The organism is Aureimonas phyllosphaerae (assembly GCF_900113065.1).
In the GTDB taxonomy this organism is placed as follows: Bacteria; Pseudomonadota; Alphaproteobacteria; order Rhizobiales; family Rhizobiaceae; genus Aureimonas; species Aureimonas phyllosphaerae.
In genome coordinates this window covers 260,904-280,676 of sequence record NZ_FOOA01000002.1, presented here as the reverse complement: position 1 = coordinate 280,676, position 19,773 = coordinate 260,904, and the positions used below count along the sequence as shown (strand labels likewise).

At 66.1% G+C, this 19,773-nt stretch carries 17 protein-coding genes; 8 read left to right on the top strand and 9 right to left on the bottom strand.

Annotated elements, in window-relative coordinates:
• The first annotated feature begins 245 nt into the window (after window positions 1–245).
• Entirely contained in the window at window positions 246–899 is a 654-nt protein-coding gene (locus BM175_RS04430; RefSeq protein ID WP_090959818.1) for an outer membrane protein, read from the top strand.
• A 70-nt stretch (window positions 900–969) separates the two neighbouring features.
• Here BM175_RS04430 and BM175_RS04425 read toward each other — a convergent pair whose 3' ends face one another.
• The 3 genes from BM175_RS04425 to BM175_RS04415 form a co-directional block, all read right to left on the bottom strand.
• Entirely contained in the window at window positions 970–1,566 is a 597-nt protein-coding gene (locus BM175_RS04425; protein ID WP_090959816.1) for a glutathione S-transferase family protein, read from the bottom strand.
• 17 nt (window positions 1,567–1,583) lie between these two features.
• Window positions 1,584–2,030 (bottom strand): hypothetical protein, encoded by a 447-nt coding sequence (locus BM175_RS04420; protein WP_210283988.1) that lies wholly within the window; start codon window positions 2,028–2,030, stop codon window positions 1,584–1,586.
• A 75-nt stretch (window positions 2,031–2,105) separates the two neighbouring features.
• Complete coding sequence (locus tag BM175_RS04415; protein ID WP_090959811.1) at window positions 2,106–2,948, bottom strand: 23S rRNA (adenine(2030)-N(6))-methyltransferase RlmJ; 843 nt, start codon at window positions 2,946–2,948, stop codon at window positions 2,106–2,108.
• 124 nt (window positions 2,949–3,072) lie between these two features.
• Between BM175_RS04415 and BM175_RS04410 the strand changes: the two genes are divergently transcribed.
• Window positions 3,073–4,185: an alkene reductase gene (locus BM175_RS04410; protein WP_090959809.1), complete on the top strand. Its 1,113-nt coding sequence runs from the start codon at window positions 3,073–3,075 to the stop codon at window positions 4,183–4,185.
• Window positions 4,186–4,306: 121 nt separating this feature from the next.
• Window positions 4,307–6,412 carry a molybdopterin-containing oxidoreductase family protein gene (locus BM175_RS04405; RefSeq protein WP_090960214.1) on the top strand — a complete coding sequence of 702 codons (2,106 nt, stop codon included), beginning with the start codon at window positions 4,307–4,309 and terminating at the stop codon, window positions 6,410–6,412.
• A 54-nt stretch (window positions 6,413–6,466) separates the two neighbouring features.
• Here BM175_RS04405 and purN read toward each other — a convergent pair whose 3' ends face one another.
• Genes purN through BM175_RS04390 form a run of 3 tightly spaced genes read right to left on the bottom strand, consistent with a single transcriptional unit; the run spans window position 6,467 to window position 8,736 of the window.
• The gene (gene purN, locus BM175_RS04400) at window positions 6,467–7,156 is read right to left on the bottom strand and encodes a phosphoribosylglycinamide formyltransferase (protein ID WP_090959807.1); all 690 of its coding nucleotides are present in this window, start codon (window positions 7,154–7,156) and stop codon (window positions 6,467–6,469) included.
• A complete protein-coding gene (gene purM, locus BM175_RS04395; RefSeq protein ID WP_090959805.1) occupies window positions 7,153–8,226 on the bottom strand; it encodes a phosphoribosylformylglycinamidine cyclo-ligase in 1,074 nt (357 codons plus the stop codon). Before purM ends, purN begins: the two co-directional genes overlap by 4 nt.
• Window positions 8,227–8,265: 39 nt before the next feature.
• Window positions 8,266–8,736, bottom strand: a complete 471-nt coding sequence (locus tag BM175_RS04390; RefSeq protein ID WP_090959803.1) for a GFA family protein — start codon at window positions 8,734–8,736, stop codon at window positions 8,266–8,268.
• Window positions 8,737–8,852: 116 nt separating this feature from the next.
• On the opposite strand from BM175_RS04390, the gene BM175_RS04385 reads away from it, so the two are divergent.
• From BM175_RS04385 to ppx, 4 genes are all read left to right on the top strand, one after another.
• Window positions 8,853–10,025 (top strand): AI-2E family transporter, encoded by a 1,173-nt coding sequence (locus BM175_RS04385; protein WP_090959801.1) that lies wholly within the window; start codon window positions 8,853–8,855, stop codon window positions 10,023–10,025.
• A 52-nt stretch (window positions 10,026–10,077) separates the two neighbouring features.
• Window positions 10,078–10,713, top strand: a complete 636-nt coding sequence (locus BM175_RS04380) for an HdaA/DnaA family protein (RefSeq protein ID WP_244545857.1) — start codon at window positions 10,078–10,080, stop codon at window positions 10,711–10,713.
• Between the two features lie 232 nt (window positions 10,714–10,945).
• The gene (locus BM175_RS04375; RefSeq protein ID WP_090960211.1) at window positions 10,946–13,141 is read left to right on the top strand and encodes an RNA degradosome polyphosphate kinase; all 2,196 of its coding nucleotides are present in this window, start codon (window positions 10,946–10,948) and stop codon (window positions 13,139–13,141) included.
• Window positions 13,142–13,160: 19 nt separating this feature from the next.
• Window positions 13,161–14,648 (top strand): exopolyphosphatase, encoded by a 1,488-nt coding sequence (gene ppx / locus BM175_RS04370; RefSeq protein ID WP_090959798.1) that lies wholly within the window; start codon window positions 13,161–13,163, stop codon window positions 14,646–14,648.
• 55 nt (window positions 14,649–14,703) lie between these two features.
• On the opposite strand, the gene rnd is transcribed toward ppx, so the two are convergent.
• Window positions 14,704–15,855 (bottom strand): ribonuclease D, encoded by a 1,152-nt coding sequence (gene rnd / locus BM175_RS04365; RefSeq protein ID WP_090959797.1) that lies wholly within the window; start codon window positions 15,853–15,855, stop codon window positions 14,704–14,706.
• A gap of 220 nt (window positions 15,856–16,075) precedes the next feature.
• On the opposite strand from rnd, the gene aspS reads away from it, so the two are divergent.
• Window positions 16,076–17,866, top strand: a complete 1,791-nt coding sequence (gene aspS, locus BM175_RS04360) for an aspartate--tRNA ligase (protein WP_090959795.1) — start codon at window positions 16,076–16,078, stop codon at window positions 17,864–17,866.
• Window positions 17,867–17,913: 47 nt separating this feature from the next.
• Here aspS and BM175_RS04355 read toward each other — a convergent pair whose 3' ends face one another.
• Both BM175_RS04355 and BM175_RS04350 read right to left on the bottom strand, forming a co-directional pair.
• The gene (locus BM175_RS04355; protein WP_244545855.1) at window positions 17,914–18,429 is read right to left on the bottom strand and encodes a 2'-5' RNA ligase family protein; all 516 of its coding nucleotides are present in this window, start codon (window positions 18,427–18,429) and stop codon (window positions 17,914–17,916) included.
• Window positions 18,430–18,445: 16 nt separating this feature from the next.
• Window positions 18,446–19,624 carry a hypothetical protein gene (locus tag BM175_RS04350; RefSeq protein WP_090959793.1) on the bottom strand — a complete coding sequence of 393 codons (1,179 nt, stop codon included), beginning with the start codon at window positions 19,622–19,624 and terminating at the stop codon, window positions 18,446–18,448.
• Window positions 19,625–19,773: the final 149 nt, after the last annotated feature.

The following is a 19,773-nucleotide window of genomic DNA, read 5'->3' as shown; positions in this document are numbered from 1 at the left end:
CCGCGCTTTGCAGGGGTAATCCGGCACGAGAAAGGCGGAATCCCCGATAGAGCGCCCCTAGAAAAAGGCGAGTGTCACCGCCGTGCAATTGGCGAGCGCCTCCGATGACGATTACATGATGAGCAACGAAAGCTGGCCTGCCTCCTGAAGCAACGGTTGGCTGGCGTCGGAACGCCGGACCATCGAAGGCGTTGGGGTCGCAAGAGTTTTCTGAAGGGCAGCAGCGCCTTTCGCGGAGTTGGACCATGAAGGTGTTTCGCACCTTGGCCTTGAGTGGATTGATGTTGACGCCGATGGCGAACGCCATCGCGGCCGACGCGGTCGTGGCCGAGCCCGCGCCGCTGATCGCGCCGGAGGCATCGGTCTACACGTGGTCCGGTCCCTATGCCGGCGGCTTCGTCGGCTACAACTTCGCCAACATGGACCAGACGGGCGGCGCCAAGTTCGACGGCGAGGGCGTGGTCGGCGGTGTCTATGCGGGCTACTCGCTGCAGACCGGCAGCCTCGTCTACGGCGCGGAAGCCGATGTCGGTGCGTCGGACTTGTCGGCCGGCGGCTTCAACGTCGCGACGGGCGTCCCGATCTCCGCCGACTCGACCGCCTTCGGCTCGCTGCGCGCTACCATCGGCGTCGCCTACGACCCGATCATGCTGTTTGCGACCGGCGGTGTCGCCGTCGCCAACAAGGAACTGTCGCTCGGCAACGTGTCCGACGACCAGACCCATGTCGGCTACACGGTGGGTGCCGGCGTTCAGGCGAAGGTGACGGACAACGTCACCTCCCGCGTCGAGTACCGGTATTCCGACTTCGAGGCGAAGGACTACGATCTCGGCAACGTCACCGTCTCGTCCGGCTTCGACGAGCACTCGATCCGTGCGGGCCTCGCCCTTAAGTTCTGACTTCGCAAGTCGCGGCAATCAAAAGGGCGGTCGTGCCAGGCACGCCGCCTTTTTGCGTTGTCGTGCCGGTTCAGGCGACGGGCTTGAGCGCCGCGAGATCCGGATGGCTTTCGAAGAAGCGGTCGAGCCATGCGGCGAGGGCCGGGTGGCGGCCATTCAGCTCTTCGGGAAAGCGCAGCTGGACCCAGGCGAGGTCCGATGCGACGGCAAGATGCGCCAGCGTCGGCGTCTCGGGCAGTCCCTCGACCTCGTGCTCAAGCGCATCCAGCGCGCGATGGGCCCTACGCCACTGCTTGTCCATCCAGGGCTCGTACCACATGGGCTCGGGCCGGTAGCGCTTCTCGTAGAGCGCGGCCATCGCCGCCTCGGTCATGCCGTCGGCCAGAGCCTCGACCCGCTTCGTCGCGGCCCAGGCGTCGGGCGCCTGCGGAATGATCGGGTTGCCGGCGAGGCGGTCCAGATACTCGCAAATGACCCGGCTGTCGTAGAGCGTCGATCCGTCGTCGAGGATCAGCGCCGGAATCTTGCCGATTGGATTGGACTGGGTGAGCTCGACACCCTCGTCAGCGGTGTTCGTCGGAACGAGCTCGATGTCGAGGTCGCAGAGATGCGCGGCCATGCGCACCTTGGAGGAATAGGGCGAGGGCTTCGAGTAGAGGAGGCGCATGGCGAGGCTCGGCCCTTTCAGAAACGGCGCAGCGATTCGCAGTTGGCACCGTAGATCTTCCAGGGGTCGAGGCCGAGCACGCAGCCTTCGGCCCGCCAGCTGAGGCCCGCGTAGCCCATGGGATACTCGATGACGTAGTAGACGGTGCGGTGTTCGCCGCTGGAGATCAGCGCGGTTCCCTGGCAGTAGCGCCGCTCGATTTCCCTGTGGCCGCCCCTCGGCTGATAGGCCTTCTCGAAGAGGCCGCTGAACTCGACCACCGCAAGCGAGGCCGGAATCGTGTTGGGCGCGCCATACTCGAACTGGTCTTCCACCTGCGCCATGACGCGGGCGTCATCGCAGGCCGGCACCTTGGCGGTGGTGACGATCATGGCCGGGGCGGTCTCGACATAGTCGGCGGCGACTGCAGGGCCGGCAATGGAGGCCGCGATCAGGGCGGAGACGGCGGCGAGGCAGGGGCGCATGCGTCGGATCCTTGCGATGGCTAGGAATGCTTCGGCCGGCGAAGCATCGTCAGATGCGGTTATATTGCACCCGGATCATTCGGCGACCAGCGCAATGATGCCACAATTGCCGCGATGCGCGACGCCGAGGACGGGGACGAGCGCATGGAGGATGTCGCGGGCCTCCGCCCCGAAGGTGAAGGGCGGATTGACGACGGCAAATCCCGTGCCGACAAGCCGCTCGTCCGCGCTGAAGGGTTCGCGGAAGAAGTCGGCGGTCACGATGTTGCGCATTCCGCTGTCGCGCAGCGCTGCGTGGAAGGCCTCGTACTGTGCCCGTCGCTTGATCGGATACCAGATCGCATAGGTCCCGCCGGGCCACCGCCGCCACGCGTCGCCGACGCGGGCGACGATCCGCTCGAATTCGCCGACCTCCTCGAACGGGGGGTCGATAAGCACAAGCCCGCGCTTCTCCTTCGGCGGCAGGTGGGCGCCGAGCGCCAGCCAGCCGTCGAGCTCGATCGTCTTTACCTGCACGTCGCCGGCGAAGGTCTCGGCGAGGGCCTTCGCATCGACCGGGTGCAGTTCGTAGGCCGAGAGGCGGTCCTGCCGGCGCAGAAGGTGCCGCGCGATCCACGGGCTGCCGGGATAGCTCTGCGGTCCGAGTTCCGCGCCCGCCGCTTCGACGGCTTCGCGGTAGGGAGCAAGCAGCGCGTGGTGCCAGACGTCCGACCGCCGCACGGCCTCGATACCGGCTTCGGCCTCACCGGTTCTCAGCGCCTCGTCGGCGTCGAGGTCGTATCTGCCGCGTCCGGCATGTGTATCCATCACGCGGAAGGGTTTGTCCTTGCGCTTCAGGTACTCGATCAGCCGAGACAGCAGGGCGTGCTTCACGACATCCGCGAAGTTTCCGGCGTGAAAGGCATGCCGATAGTTCAATGTCCGACGCTCCGTGAACGCAGCATTCGCAAAGAGGGGGATGCTGCAGCGCGAACCCGCGCCCATATGGGGCGTTGGTAGCGCGAAACGCGGCGCGCCGCGAACCCAGAATGAGGACAGACCCATGGCCGACAAGAAGTTCTTCCAGCCGTTCGACCTCGGACCGCTTCACCTCACGAACCGGGCCGTCATGGCGCCGCTGACCCGCAGCCGCGCCACGAGCGACGGCGTACCCAAGGACATGCATGTCGAATACTACCGCCAGCGCGCCGGCGCCGGCCTCATCATCACGGAAGCCACCAACATCTCCGAGGAAGGGCGGGGCTACGCCTGGACGCCCGGCATCTTCAACGACCAGCAGGTCACGGCCTGGAAGAAGGTGACGGACGCCGTCCATGCCGAGGGCGGCAAGATCGTGCTGCAACTCTGGCATGTCGGCCGGATCTCGCATCCGGACCTCCAGCCTGGCAACCAGCCCCCGGTCGCCCCCTCGGCCGTGAAGCCGAGCGGCAAGGCCTTCACCGAGGAGGGCTTCAAGGACCACGAGACGCCGCGCGCGCTGGACGAAAGCGAACTGCCGCGCGTAATCGAGGACTACGTCAAGGCGACGCGCAACGCGCGCGCGGCCGGCTTCGACGGCGTCGAGGTCCATTCGGCGAACGGGTACCTTCTCGACCAGTTCCTGCGTGACGGCACCAACACGCGCACCGACCGCTACGGGGGCTCGATCGAGAACCGCATGCGCTTCCCGCTCGAGGTGCTCGACGCGGTGATTGCGGCCTGGGACCATGACCATGTCGGCGTCCGCATCTCGCCGGTGACGGTGATGGGCGGCTCCAGCGAGAGCGACCAGCAGGGCCTGTTCAACGCCTATGTCGAGGAGCTGAACAAGCGCAAGCCGCTCTACCTTCACGTGATCGAGGGCCAGACCGGCGGCGACCGGAACAAGGACAATTTCGACTACGCGGCGCTTCGCCAGCGTTTCGATGGCGTCTACATGGGCAACAACAACTACGACCCGCAGTTCGCGATCGAGCAGATCGAGAAGGGCGAGATCGATCTAGCTTGCTTCGGCAAGCTCTTCATCTCGAACCCCGACCTCGTGACCCGCATCGAGGTCGGCGCACCGCTCAACGAGTGGGACAACGACACGTTCTACGGCGGCGACGAGCACGGCTACACCGACTATCCCGCCCTCTCGCCGGAAGAGCGGGCGCGCTACGCGCAGGCCGCCTGATCAACTGTCGCGAAAGGTCGGGCCGGGTGCCCGGCCTTTTCGGTTTCGATCAACGGGCTGCATCGATCGCATTGCGAAAAAGAATGGTCGAGGGCCCGTCGGCTCGATTATGGTCGCGCCCATGAACCAGCACGTCCAGACCCGTAAGGGCTACACCGCCTGCCCGCACGACTGCCCGTCGACCTGTGCGCTCGAAGTCGAGATCATCGATGAGCGCACGATCGGCCGCGTGCGCGGCGCCGAGGACAACAGCTACACCGCGGGCGTGATCTGCGCCAAGGTCGCCCGCTATGCCGAGCGCGTGCACCATCCCGATCGCCTGCTGAAGCCGCTGCAGCTCGTGGGCGCCAAGGGGGCGGGCGGCTGGCGCGAGATCGGCTGGGACGATGCGCTCGACCTTGTCGCCGAAAAGTTCCTGCAGGCGGAAGCGCGTTACGGTTCCGAGGCGGTCTGGCCCTACTACTATGCGGGAACGATGGGGCTGGTGCAGCGCGACGGTATCAACCGGCTGCGACACGCCAAGCGCTATTCCGGCGAGTTCGACACGATCTGCACCAACACGGCCTGGACCGGCTTCGTCGCCGGAACGGGGAAGCTGGCCGGCGTCGATCCTCGCGAGATGGCGAAGTCCGACTGCGTCGTGATCTGGGGCACCAACGCGGTCGCGACGCAGGTCAACGTCATGACCCACGCGGTGCGCGCGCGAAAAGAGCGCGGCGCGCCGATCGTCGTGATCGACATCTACGACAATCCGACGATGAAGCAGGCGGACATCGCCCTGAAGCTTCGGCCCGGCACGGACGGCGCGCTCGCCTGCGCGCTCATTCACATCGCCTTCCGGGACGGGACGGCGGATCGCGCCTATCTCGATCGCTATGGCGACGATCCCACGGGGCTCGAGGCGCATCTTGCCAGCCGCACGCCGGAATGGGCGAGCAGGATCACGGGGCTGACGGTCGCCGAGATCGAAGGCTTCGCGGCCCTCATCGGGCGCACGCCCCGCACGTTCTTCCGCCTCGGCTACGGCTTCTCGCGCCAGCGCAACGGGGCCGTTGCCATGCACGCCGCGCTGTCGGTGCCGACCGTCTACGGCCACTGGCAGCACGAGGGCGGCGGCGCCTTCCACAACAACGGCGCCCTCTGGCGCTTCGACAAGGCGCTGATCGAGGGGCTCGGCGATCTCGACCATTCGATCCGCCATCTCGACCAGTCTCGGATCGGCGCGGTCCTGACCGGCGATGCCGGGGCCCTCGCGGGCGGCCCGCCGGTGACGGCGATGCTCGTGCAGAACACCAACCCCGCCAATGTCGCGCCCGAGCAGCGAGACGTCGTACGCGGCTTGATGCGCGAGGATCTCTTCGTCGCGGTCCATGAGCAGTTCATGACGGACACGGCGAAGCTCGCCGATCTCGTGCTGCCTGCCGCGACCTCGATGGAATATGACGACATCTACCGGGGCGGCGGGCAGAGCCACATCCTGTTCGGACCCAAGCTCATCGAGCATCCCGACACGGTGCGAACCAATCATTTCGTCATCGAGGAACTGGCCAAGCGGCTTGGCGTGGCCGATAGGCCGGGCTTCGGGATGACCGAGCGCGAGTTGATCGACGATCTCCTGATCCGCAGCGGCTACGACGGCCTCGAGTCGCTCGAGCGCGATCGCTGGCTGGACGTGCAGCCGGACTTCGCGACGGCGCATTACCTCGACGGGTTCGCGGCGCCTGGCGGCAAGTTCCGCTTCCGCGTCGATTGGGCTGGCCTCGTGGCGCCGAACCGGCCGCCGCCGTCGATGGGCCTGCTCGGCCCCGTCGAACGGCTTCCGAGCTTCCCCGACCATGCCGACCTGATCGAGGATATCGACGCGGAGCATCCCTACCGGCTGGCGACCCCGCCCGCACGGCAGTTCCTCAATTCGTCCTTCGCCGAGACGGAAGGATCCCGTAAGCGCGAGGGGCGGCCGGAATTGCGGATGCACCCGGACGATGCCGCGCGTGAAGGTGTAACCGACGGTCAGCGGGTCGAAATCGGCAACAGGCGAGGCGAGATCGTTTTGCCGGTCAAGATCGACACGGGCGCCAAGCCCGGCGTTCTGATCCACGAAGGTCTGTGGCCGAACGGCGCGTTCGAGCGCGGCGAGGGGATCAACGTCCTGACCGGGGCCGACCCGGCGGCGCCGTTCGGCGGCGCGGCCTTCCACGACAACAAGGTCTGGATGCGCCCGGCTTGATGGAGGGGCCGCGGCGACCGCGGCCAATCCAGCTCTCTGTCCGGTGGTCGAGCGTCAGGACTCGCGGCCGTCGGGTGCGACGAGCACCGTCGGTGTTGCCGGGCGCGGCGTCCCGCCGCGCGACTCCGCAATGACCGCACGTCCGCCGTCCTGGCGCACGGTGCCGTCGGCGACGAGGCGAAGCGCGTGCGGATAGAGGCGGTGTTCGGCCCGCAGCAGCCGGTTGGCGAGGTTGTCGGGCGTGTCGCCGCGCTCCACCGTAATCGCGGCCTGCGCGATGATCGGTCCTTCGTCCATGTCGTCGGTCACGAAGTGCACCGTGCATCCGTGGATGCGCATGCCCGCCTCCAGCACGCGCTCGTGCGTGTGCAGCCCCGGAAACAGCGGCAGGAGTGACGGGTGGATGTTGATCATCCGCCCGGCGTAGTGTCCGACGAAGAGCGGCGTCAGCAGCCGCATGTAGCCCGCCAGACAGATGATGTCTGGGCGGTAGGCATCGAGCCGTTCGATCAGTGCCCGTTCGTGGGCCGCTCGATCGAGGAAGAGTCGCTGGTCGACCCCCTCGGCCGGAATGCCGTACCGCGCCGCGGTGGCGAGGCCGCCGGCGTCCGGCTTGTTCGAGAGAACCGCGACGATCTCGGCCGGGTAGGACGGGTCCATGGCCGCGCCGATCAGCGCGCTCATGTTGGAGCCACGTCCCGAGATCAGGACGGCGACCCGCTTGCGGGCGTCTTCCTCGCTCACAGCGCGAGCTGCCCGTTGAAGGTGACCGCCGCCTCGGCCTCGCGCGGAAGGATGCGGCCGAGCGGGACCACCGTCTCGCCCTTGCTCTGGAGGATCGCGGCCACGGCCGCGGCTTCCGCCTCGCTCACCACGACGATCATGCCGACGCCGCAGTTGAAGGTGCGCAGCATCTCGGCCTCGGCGATGCCGCCCTCGCTGGCCAGCCACGAGAAGACGGGAGGCACCGGAACGGCGTGAAGGTCGAGATCGGCGCGCAGATGCTCCGGCAGCACGCGCGGAATGTTCTCCGGGAAGCCGCCGCCCGTGATGTGGGCCAGCGCTTTGATGCCGTCGCCCTCGCGGATCGCGGCGAGCAGCGGCTTCACATAGATACGCGTCGGAGCGATCAGGACTTCGGCGAGGCTGCGGCCCTCGGCTTCGAAGGGAGCCGGGGCGTCGTAACGCGCACCGGCCTTCTCCACCACGCGGCGCACCAGCGAATAACCGTTGGAATGGACGCCTGACGATACGAGCCCGAGGATCACGTCGCCGGACGCGAGTTCGCCGCTCGGCAGGAGGCGCCCGCGCTCGGCGGCACCCACCGCGAAGCCCGCCAGATCATAATCCTTCTCGGCATAGAGGCCCGGCATTTCGGCTGTCTCGCCGCCGATCAGCGCGCAGCCCGCTTGGCGACAGCCCTCGGCGATGCCGGCTACGATCGCCTCGCCCTGCGCCGGGTCGAGCTTCCCGGTCGCGAAATAGTCGAGGAAGAACAGCGGCTCGGCGCCCTGCACCACGAGATCGTTGACGCACATCGCCACGAGGTCGATGCCGATCGTGTCGTGCAGACCGGTGTCGATCGCGATCTTGAGCTTGGTGCCGACGCCGTCGTTGGCGGCCACCAGCACCGGGTCGGTGAAACCGGCTGCCTTCAGATCGAACAATCCGCCGAAGCCGCCGATCTCGCCGTCGGCACCGGGACGTCGGGTCGAGCGCACCAGAGGTTTGATGCGTTGCACCAGTTCGTTGCCCGCGTCGATGTCGACGCCGGCTTCGGCATAGGTCAAACCGGTCTTGGGATCAGCGGTCATGGCAGGGCCCTCTTTGGGTCGCGAGTTCGCATGATCGGACTATGCGGGCAAGACGCCACGACCCTCGATCGTCGAGTTTTGAGCGGCGTAAGACGCGAGAATCGATGGAAAAGCGTCGGGCTGCGGAAACTTCTCGAAACTGAAGGTTGCAGGCATGCGAACCCACGGCAATTTTTCGGCCGTGCAGGTTTCCATGAACGGGTCGAGCAGAAGCGAGGCGCCCAGCATCGGTGAGCGGACGTTGACGAAATCGTCCATGCCCTCGGGGCGGGTGAAGGTCCATGTCAGGCAGTGCGCGCAGAAATGGTGCTTGGAGCCGCCATGCAGTCCGCCGATGGCGGTCTCTCCGGCGGAGACAGCGAAGCTTGCGGCCGGAAACAGGGCCGAGAGAGAGAAGGCGCTCGCCGTCATTTTCTGGCAGCCCGTGCAATGGCAGGCCATCGTAACCAGCGGCTTCCCGTGAACGCGAATTCGCAGCTGGCCACACCGACAAGCCCCATGGGTTTCCATTCCAGCCGTGACCTCCGACTCCCGCTCCGACCCTTGACCGGTTCCGGCGGGCCTGCCTATCTCGATTTCGTTCGCGCGCGCCCGAAATATCCCGCACGTGCGAACGGAGGAATGACATGGTCCGCGATCGTAGCCGACTTCTCAAGCGTCAGGTCCTGTTTTGGAGCCTCGCCGCAGTCGGGGTGGTCCTGTTTCTCTGGCTGTTCCGCGGCATCCTTCTGCCCTTCGTGCTGGGCATGGTGATGGCCTACTTCCTCGATCCCATCGCCGACTGGCTGGTGCGGCGGGGCATGTCGCGGCTGGCCGCCAGCATCGTCATCCTCGTCACGTTCGTGATCCTCATCGCCCTGGTCCTGCTCGTGCTCGTCCCGGTCATCGGTGGCCAGATCGCAGGCTTCGTCGCCCGCCTGCCGCAGTATCTCGGCCGTCTCCAGGAACTGGCCGACGACCTCCGGCAGGGGCCGCTGTCGCGTTTCATCGAGAACGACCAGCAGTCGGTGCAGCAGGATTTCCAGGTGCTGGTCCGTCAGCTATCGGGCTTCGTCACCTCCTTCGTCTCGTCGCTGTGGACATCCAGCCTTGCGGTCGTGAACTTCCTGTCGCTCTTCGTCGTCACGCCGGTCGTGGCCTTCTATCTCCTCCTCGACTGGGATCGGATGATCGACAAGACTGACGCGCTGGTCCCGCGCCAGCACGTTGCGACGGTCCGGCGCCTGGCGCGGGAGATCGATCGGTCTGTTGCGGGCTTCGTCCGCGGTCAGGGCAGCGTCTGCCTTATTCTCGGAACCTACTATGCGGTCGGCCTGACGCTCGTCGGGCTCAACTTCGGCCTTCTCATCGGCTTCTTCGCCGGTGTGATCTCGTTCGTTCCCTATGTCGGCTCGGCCGTAGGTCTCGTGATCGCGCTCGGCGTCGCGCTCGTCCAGTTCTCGCCGGACTGGATCTGGGTGGCGGCAGCCGCGGGCGTTTTCTTCTCCGGCCAGTTCATGGAGGGCAACATCCTTCAGCCGAAGCTCGTCGGTGCGTCCGTCGGGCTGCATCCGGTCTGGCTGATGTTCGCGCTGTTCGCCTTCGGCGCGATCTTCGGCTTCGTCGGCCTCCTGATCGCCGTGCCGGCCGCCGCAGCGGTCGGCGTGCTCGTCCGCTTCGCGCTGCAGAAGTACCTCGAGAGCGAGATGTATTTCGGCCGCGAGCTGGCAGCGACCCCGCAGCCGATCCAGATCGAGGGCGACGGGCTCAACGCCGCCCTGCGCAGCCAGTTCGACCCGCGCGGCGGCAAGGGCGACTGAGCGGATGCGCAGGCCCCAGCAGCTGCCGCTGGACCTTCCGGCGCGCTCCTCCATGGCGCGCGACGATCTAGTGGTCGGGTCGGCCAACGCACTCGCAGTGGAGGCGATCGACCGTTGGCCCGACTGGTCGCACCCAATTGTCATGATCTCGGGACCCCCCGGTTCGGGCAAGACTCATCTCGCCTCGGCTTGGTGCGAGCTGTCCGGCGCCACCGTTTGGCCGGACGATGCATTTGATCCGGCCGCAGCGCGCGGATCCTTCGCTGCTCTGGTCGAGGATATCGATCGCGCGAACTTTGACGAACCGGCGCTGTTTGCGCTCCTGAATGCCGCGCGGCTCGGCGGCGGCACCGTCCTCCTAACCTCGCGCTTGCCGGCAGGCGCGCTCGACATGAAGCTTCCCGATCTCCGCTCGCGTCTCCGGGCCGCAACCGCGGTCGAGCTGCGCGCGCCGGACGAATCCCTGCTCGTAGGGGTGGTCATGAAGGTTGCCGCAGACCGGCAGATCGAACTCGACCCGCGCGTCGTGGAGTTCGCGCTGCCCCGGATGGAGCGCTCGTTCGAGGCGGCGTCCGACTTCGTACGTCGGCTCGATCAGGCGTCGCTCGCCGGCAAGCTTCGGATCGGGCGCACGTTGGCGCAGCGAGTCCTCGAAGAAATGGCATTGGAAACGAATCGAGCGTCATGAAACAGTCGCGCGACCCCGCTAAGCGACCGTGACCCCCGTGCGTTCCGAACCGACAGAGCATCCGATGAGCGAGACCAGCGCGACCGATCAGTCCAAGCCCAGCCGCCCGGCGACCCGTCGCAGGAGCCCGGCGCGCGATGCGGTGCGCGCCAACGGCGGGACGGAGGCGGTGTCTGATGCGGCGACACAGGTTGAGGTCGAAAGCGACGAGCCGGAGCCGGATCAGCCCCTGATGGAAGCCGTCGGTATCCTGCCGGCGCCCGTTCCTCCCGTTCAGGTCTCGACCGTCGAAGAGCTTCCCGCCGATCGCTACGTCAACCGCGAGGTATCCTGGCTCCAGTTCAATCGCCGAGTCCTCGAAGAGTCGCAGAATCTCAACCATCCGCTGCTCGAGCGCGTACGCTTCCTGTCGATCTCGGCCGGAAATCTCGACGAGTTCTTCATGGTGCGCGTCGCCGGGCTCGCGGGGCAGGTGCGCGCCAGCCTGTCGGTTCGCAGCGACGACGGCCTCCTGCCGCAGGAGCAGCTGGACCGCGTTCTTACGGAGGTCGGCCAGCTTCAGGAGGAGCAGCAGGCTTCGCTCGCCGAGCTGGTGAAGGCGCTGCGCGCCGAGAACATCCTGATCGTCGGCGCGGGCGAACTGAAGAAGGACGACCGCGTCTGGCTGGAGCGCCATTTCGACGAGGCGATCTTCCCGGTCCTGACGCCGCTGTCGGTTGATCCGGCGCACCCGTTCCCGTTCATCCCGAACCTCGGGTTCTCGATGGCGCTGTCACTCATTCGCGAGCGCGATTCGCAGACGATGAACGCGCTCCTGCGCCTGCCGACGGCGCTTCAGCGCTTCGTCGAGATGCCGCTGACGGACGCTGGCGTCGCGCGCTTCGTGCCGCTGGAAAGCGTGGTCGCGCTGTTCATCTCGAAGCTCTTCCCGGGATACCGGGTGCGCGGGCAGGGCACGTTCCGCATTATCCGCGACTCGGACATCGAGGTCGAGGAAGAGGCTGAAGACCTCGTCCGCACGTTCGAGAGCGCGCTCAAGCGCCGTCGCCGCGGATCGGTGATCCGGATCGAGTTCGACCACGTAATGCCGGAAGGGCTGCGGAACTTCGTCGCCAGCGAACTCAACGTTTCCGAATCGCGCGTCTCGATCATGGACGGCATGCTGGCGCTCGATGCGGTGTCCCAGATCGTCAAGCTGCCGCGGGACGACCTGAAGTTCTCGCCCTACATCCCGCGCTTTCCCGAACGAATTCGCGAGCACAACGGCGATTGCTTCGCGGCCATCCGCGAGAAGGACATCGTCGTCCACCACCCCTACGAATCGTTCGACGTGGTCGTGCAGTTCCTGCGGCAGGCTGCGTTCGACCCCAACGTCGTCGCGATCAAGCAGACGCTCTACCGGACCTCGAACGACTCACCGATCGTGCGCGCGCTGATCGACGCGGCGGAAGCCGGCAAGTCGGTCACGGCGCTGGTCGAGCTGAAGGCGCGCTTCGACGAGGAAGCGAACATCAAGTGGGCGCGCGATCTCGAGCGCGCGGGCGTTCAGGTTGTCTTCGGCTTCATCGAGAAGAAGACCCACTCCAAGCTCTCGCTGGTCGTGCGCCGCGAGGAGGGGAAGATCGTGTCCTTCTGCCATATCGGCACGGGCAACTATCACCCGATCACGGCCAAGATCTACACGGACCTGTCGTACTTCACGGCCGATCCGGACATCGCCCATGATGTCTCGCTGATCTTCAACTACATCACCGGCTATGCCGAGCCGACGGACCTGCGCAAGATCGCGATTTCGCCGCTCAATTTGCGCAAGCGCATCCTGCAGATGATCGACGAGGAGATCGCGCACGAGAAGGCGGGCCGTCAGGGCCAGATCTGGTTCAAGATGAACTCGCTCGTCGATCCGCAGATCATCGACGCGCTCTACCGTGCCAGCCAGGCGGGCGTTGAGATTGATCTCGTGGTGCGCGGCATCTGCTGCCTGAAGCCGCGCGTGCCCGGCCTATCGGACAATATCCGCGTCAAGTCGATCGTCGGCCGCTTCCTCGAGCATAGCCGCATCTTCTGCTTCGGCGCCGGCCATGGCTTGCCTTCGGAAAAGGCGATCGTCTACATGGGTTCCGCCGACATGATGCCCCGAAATCTGGATCGGCGGGTAGAAACGCTGGTGCCTATCACGACGCCCACCGTCCACAGCCAGGTCCTCTCGCAGATCATGCTGGCCAACATCCTGGACAACCAGCAGAGTTGGTCGGTTCTCTCCGATGGAACCTCGCGGCGGATCGCTCCGTCTGAGGGTGAGCAGCCGTTCAACGCCCAACGCTATTTCATGACCAATCCAAGCCTGTCGGGACGCGGAAAGGCCCTGAAGACGAATGCTCCCAAGCTCATCGCGAGACAACGTGCGGAGCATTCCCGCTACGACTGACGAAGCGGCACATGGGCGGATGCCCGGCCGCGTACCGGTCGCCGTCGTGGACATCGGTTCCAACTCGGTGCGCCTCGTGGTCTATGAGGGCAACAGCCGCGCCCCCACCATGCTCTTCAACGAGAAGGTGCTGAGCGGCCTCGGTCGCGGCCTCGCCGCGACCAACCGCCTCGACGACAAGGCCGTCGCCAGCGCCATCGCGGCGCTGACACGCTTCCGGGCTCTGTGCGACCAATTCCGTGTCGGCGAGATCCATCCGATCGCGACCGCGGCAGCGCGCGAGGCGACCAACGGTCCCGATTTCGTGCGGGCGGCGGAAGCCGCGATCGGCTGCCCGATCACCATTCTTTCGGGCGCCGACGAGGCGAAGTACGCGGCCGAGGGCGTGATCGCCGGGTTTCACGCGCCCAACGGCATCACCGGGGACCTCGGCGGCGGCAGCCTTGAGATCGTCGATGTCGCGGATGGCCGAATTGGAAATGGCGTCACCATGCCGCTCGGTGGCCTGCGGCTGCAGGACATGTCGAGCGGCGATCTCGCCAAGGCGCGTCAGATCGCCGACAGCCACATGATCGCGACGGGCTTCGCCCCGATCGCGGCAGGGCGCCCGTTCTATGCTGTCGGCGGCACGTGGCGAAACCTGATGAAGCTTCACATGGAGCAGACGGGCTATCCGATCCACGTCATGCACGGCTACGCCGTCAAGGCGGCCGATCTTGGCGAGTTCCTGACCGCTGTCGTGAAGAATGACCCGGAAAAGTTGCCGGGTATCGCCGCGATCTCGCGCAACCGTCGCTCGCTGCTGGCCTTCGGGGCCGTCGCGCTGCAGGCGGTCATTCAGACGCTGAAGCCCTCCGAGATCATCATGTCCGCCTATGGCGTGCGCGAGGGCTATCTCCACGAACGGCTGAGCGACGAGGAGAAGGCGAAGGACCCGCTTCTGGAAGCCGCGCACGAGCTGTCGTTCCTGCGTTCGCGCTCGGCACGTCACAACGAGGAGCTGATCGACTGGTCGACTCGCACGTTCACCGCGCTCGGCATCGCCGAGTCGGTGGCTGAGCAGCGGCTGAGGAAAGCGGCCTGTCTCCTGACCGACATCGCCTGGCGCGCGCACCCCGACTATCGCGGGACGCAGGCCTACTCGCTGGTGCTGAACGCCGCGTTCCCGGCGGTCGATCATCCGGGCCGAGCCTATCTCAGCCTTGCGAACTATTACCGCTACGAGGGCGAGTTCGACCCCGTTGACGTTCAGCGGCTGAGCAGCATCGTCGACGCGCGGATGATCCACCTTGCGAGGGTTTTTGCGGGCCTCGTCCGCGTCACCTATCTCCTGACCGCGGCAATGCCGGGTGTTCTGGAGCGTCTGCGGTGGGCTCAAGATCCGCGAGGCGGCTTCACGCTGGTCGTGCCGAAAGATCTCGCTGGCCTGATCGGCGAGCGCCCCGAAGCCCGGCTCCAGGCGTTCGCCCGCATCGTTGAGCGCACCTTGCGGATGGAAGCGCGCTGACGCCGAGGGCGTCAGCAGCAACCACCGGTCGGACCCATTGGCTCGGCCGTAACGGTTAGAGCTTCACCACCTCGACCCGCCGATTGCGGTAGACGAGGGCGGACTGGCCTTCGAGAAGCTCCAGCGCGCGGTTTCCGAACAACTCACGGCGCCAGCCCTCGAGCGCCGGCACATCGGCGTCCGCACCCTTGACGGCCAATTTCTCCAGATCGTCGCCGGAAGCAATCAGACGGCCGGCGACGCCGCGCTCGTCGACGACGATCTTGAGGAGCACGCGAAGGAACTCGACCGCCGAAGCCGTTCCTTCCGGCTGGTTAGGTGGGCGAGGGATGGCCGGAAGTTCGTTCTTCGGGATCGCCAGCGCACGGCCGACGGCGGCGAGAATCTCGCGCCCCGCACTAGACCGCTCGAACCCTTTCGAAACGGTCCGCAAGCGCGAGAGAGCCGTCTCGTCGCGCGGCTGCTGCTGGGCGATCTCGTAGACGGCGTCATCTTTAAGAATACGCGAACGCGGTTGATCGCGCTGGCGTGCTTCCCGCTCACGCCACGCAGCGACCTCTTTCAGAACAGCCAGTTCGATCGGCTTCCTCACGCGAAGCTTCAATCGCTTCCACGCATCGTCCGGGTGAATGTCGTAGGTTGCGGAATCAGTGAGGACCGACATTTCGTCGGCAAGCCACGACTCGCGCCCCTCCACTGCCAGCGCCGCCTTCAGGAAGCGATAGGCGTCGCGGAGGTAGGTCACGTCCGCCAGCGCGTATTCGAGTTGGTCCTTCGACAGAGGGCGACGGCGCCAGTCGGTGAAGCGCGACGTCTTGTCGATCCGCCCCTTCGACGTTCTCGCCACCAACTGGTCGTAAGCGATCGACTCGCCGAAGCCGCACACCATGGCAGCGACCTGCGTATCGAATAGCGGGACGGGAATCAGGCCGCCGAGCTTGTGGATGATTTCGACATCCTGCCGAGCGGCGTGAAAGACCTTGATGACCCTGTCATCGGCCATCAGCGCGAAGAAGGGCGCAAGGTCGATGCCGTCCGCCAGCGGATCGACCAGCACGGCGAGATCGTCCGAGGCCATCTGAATGAGGCAGAGCTCCGGCCAGAAGGTCGTCTCACGGATGAATTCGGTGTCGACCGTGACGAACTCGGCGCGGGACAGGGTGTTGCACGCCTCTTGCAGCGCGGCGGTCGTGGTAATGGGCTCCATCCCTTCTTATAGGCCGACTTGCGCTGGCTGGGCACCGGCTGACCCGGCGAGCGATGCCTTTCCACCATTTTCCTCGCGCGCTGCTGCGCCACGAAGCGCGGATTTCCCAAGATTCTTGACAGGATGGCACCTGCATGCGCTTGTCCCCGCGAATTTCGGGTGGGGGGCGGACGTCCCGTCCCCACCCCTGACCCGCCGGATCAGCCGAGAGAAGACCGCCATGCATCGCTACCGTTCCCATACCTGCGCTCAGCTTCGCCCCGAGCATGTCGGGAACACGGTACGCCTGTCGGGTTGGGCGCATCGCATCCGAGACCACGGCGGCCTGCTCTTCATCGACCTTCGCGATCACTACGGCTTGACGCAGATCGTGGTCGATCCGGAGTCGCCAGCCTTCAAGACGGCCGAGACGGTGCGCGGCGAATGGGTCATCCGCATCGACGGCGAGGTGAAGGCGCGCACGCCTGAGACCGTCAACGCCAAGCTGCCGACGGGCGAGGTCGAGGTCTTTGCGCGTGAGATCGAGGTGCTGGGGCCGGCCAAGGAGCTTCCGCTCCCGGTCTTCGGCGAGCCGGAATACCCGGAGGACGTGCGCCTTCGCTACCGGTTCCTAGACCTTCGCCGCGAGACGCTTCACCGCAACATCATGCGCCGCACGCAGGTTGTCGCCTCGATGCGCCGCCGCATGAACGAGATCGGCTTCAACGAATTCCAGACGCCGATCCTGACGGCCTCGAGCCCGGAGGGCGCGCGCGACTTCCTTGTGCCGTCGCGCCTGCACAACGGCATGTTCTACGCGTTGCCGCAGGCGCCGCAGCAGTACAAGCAACTGCTGATGATGTCGGGCTTCGACCGCTATTTCCAGATCGCGCCGTGCTTCCGCGACGAGGACCCCCGCGCGGACCGCTTCTACGGCGAATTCTATCAGCTCGATCTCGAAATGAGCTTCGTCGAGCAGGAAGACATCTTCCAGACGATGGAGCCGGTGATCCGCGGGATCTTCGAGGAGTTCGCTGACGGCAAGCCCGTCTCGCAGACCTTCCGCCGCATCCCCTACGCCGAGTCGATCCGGCGCTACGGTTCCGACAAGCCCGACCTGCGCAACCCGATCGAGATGCAGGCGGTGACCGAGCATTTCGCAGGCTCGGGCTTCAAGGTCTTCGCGAGGATGATCGCATCGGATCCGGCCGTCGAGGTCTGGGCGATCCCGGCGAAGACCGGCGGCAGCCGCGCTTTCTGCGACCGCATGAACGCCTGGGCGCAGGGCGAGGGGCAGCCCGGCCTCGGCTACATCTTCTGGCGCGAGGAAGACGGCAAACTCGGCGGCGCCGGGCCGCTTGCCAAGAACATCGGCGAGGAGCGCACCGAAGCCGTTCGCACCCAGCTTGGCCTCGAGGCTGGCGACGCCTGCTTCTTCGTCGCCGGACGCCCGGAGAAGTTCTACGCCTTCGCCGGCTCGGCGCGCACGCGCGTCGGCGAGGAATTGAACCTCGTCGACCGTGAGCGGTTCGAGCTCGCCTGGATCATCGACTTCCCGTTCTACGAGTGGGACGAGGACAACAAGAAGGTAGACTTCGCCCACAACCCGTTCTCGATGCCGCAGGGCGGCATGGAGGCGCTGCAGAGGCAGGAGCCGCTGTCGATCAAGGCGTTCCAGTACGACATCGTCTGCAACGGCTTCGAGATCGCGTCCGGCGGCATCCGCAACCAGCTGCCCGAGGTCATGGTCAAGGCCTTCGAAATCGCGGGCTACAGCCAAGCCGATGTCGAGGAGCGTTTTGGCGGTCTCTACCGCGCGTTCCAGTACGGCGCGCCGCCGCATGGCGGCATGGCGGCGGGCGTCGACCGCATCGTCATGCTCCTTTGCGGCGCGAAGAACCTGCGCGAGATCGCGCTGTTCCCGATGAACCAGCAGGCGCACGACCTCCTCATGGGCGCGCCGGCCGAGGCGAGCCCCGCGCAGCTTCGCGAGCTTGGTATTCGTCCGATCCCGCAGCCGCCGAAGGGCTGAGCCGAAAACCGTTGGAGACAACGAGGAGGGCGCTGCGGCGCCCTTTTCTATGGCCGCCGCTCGAAGCCGTATTCGCCCGCAAGCTCCCACGGCCCCCCGCGATAATGCCAGAGGAGGAGTCCCGTGCCCTCCGCCTCGAACGGCGAGAACGCAGCCTTCAGGTCTGCACAGAGCGCCTTGGCCTCTCGCGCCGGAGCCTTGTTCTGGATCGTCACATGCGGCGAGAACCCCGAGGCATCCTGACGCGAAAGGTCGTCCGCCCAGCGCTCGGCGAGCTGCGCGCGCACAACTTTCAGAGCGTCGCAGCGGATCTCGTAGGCCGATCCATAGCCGAGGAAGCGGATACCCTCCGCGACCAGCTGCAGCGGCTGCGTTTCCGCGGCCAGCGCGGCCAGATCGCGATGGATCGTCGGCAGACGCTCGCCGGGAAGCTTGTGGAAGAGTGTGAGATGCGCGGGCAGCATGTTGCGCGCAGGCGGGAAGTACCGCCGGCGCATGGCGTCGAAACGCTCGAAGCTCGCCGCGTCGAACCGCAGCGTCAGGATCAACGGGTCTACGTCCACGCCGATCTGGCCGCCGTCAATTGCCGGAGCGAACCGAAAGGTTGAGGACCTGCGGCAGGGTCTGGGGCGCGCCCATCGCGGCCCCGAGAATCTGCGTCGCCGGCACCGGTGCCGCCGGGGCGATCGAGATGCGCAGCGACTGCGGGTTTTCGAGGAAGTCCTTCACCGCGCCGCTGACCTGCGCCTGGAAATCCGGGTTCTGAATGTAGGCCAGCGCCAGCGGCAACGACCCGACGAGACCCGACACCATCTGCTCGCGCGTCTGGTTGTTCTGTTTGGCGTAGTACTCTAGGAGGCGGTTTGTCAGCGAGTTGTCGGTGAAGGACAGTTCGGCCGACTGGAGATAGAGCTGCGAGATCAGCCCGATCACGGCCATGCCGCTCGCCTCGTTCTGCCCGCCGCTCGACTGCATCTGCTGGCTGAGCTGGCTCAGAGACTGGATGAAGCTCGGCGTGTAACCTGTGATCGTATAGGCAAAATTTAACGTCCCGGCATTATCGACCGCGATCTGCAGCGGGTCGAGGGTCAAGGCGCCGGACTGCGGGTTCCACGAGCCGTTTCCGGTCATGGTCCCCACAAGCTTCTGGTAGCCGAGATCGGCCATCACGGCGGATCCGCCTTCGCCGCCCGTCGCCAGCGTATCGACGGTAAACCGCTGAACGCCGAACGTGCCGCTGTAGGCGGTGCCGTTGCCGCCGCCGGTGCGCAACTCGACGCCATCCACACCAAGCACCTGACGGCCTTCATGCTCAGCCGTCACGTTCGCAACGGCCATGCGATCGAAGAATACCGGCGAGGCGGCGGTCCCGCTGTTCGCCGGAGGGATCTGCATGCCCTCGATCACGATGCCGGATGCACGGGTGCGAGTCGGTCCTTCCGTGCGGTCGATGTCGGCCGGGGCGACGCGCTCGACCCGCCAACCCTCGGGTGTCGAACCGGTGACACCCTGGAACCGGAGATCGCCGAGCGGAAGCGGGCTGTCGCCCGGCGCGCCCCCGTGCAGATTCGCAGCGGTGAGGATGACGTCGTTCCCGTCGCTGGTGGCGCTCGAATAGTCCAGAACCACCTGCTGGCTGGCCATCGCCGCCTTGACGCGTTCCGCGAATGCCTGGGCGTCCGCCGCCAGCGACGACGTCGTGCTCGCGAGGACGAGCGCGAAGCCCGCGAGGATATGGCGGGACGGGAGGACGCGCATGAGAACACCTTTCTGACGGTGACGAGACCGAAGCCGATTCGACCGCACCGACCGAACCCGTAGAGAACGCCGCTAATATGGCTGTTTCCGCTGAGGAGGAAAGGGAGCGGACAGTCGACTGACGGGAATGATCGCGCTTTGTTCTCCTC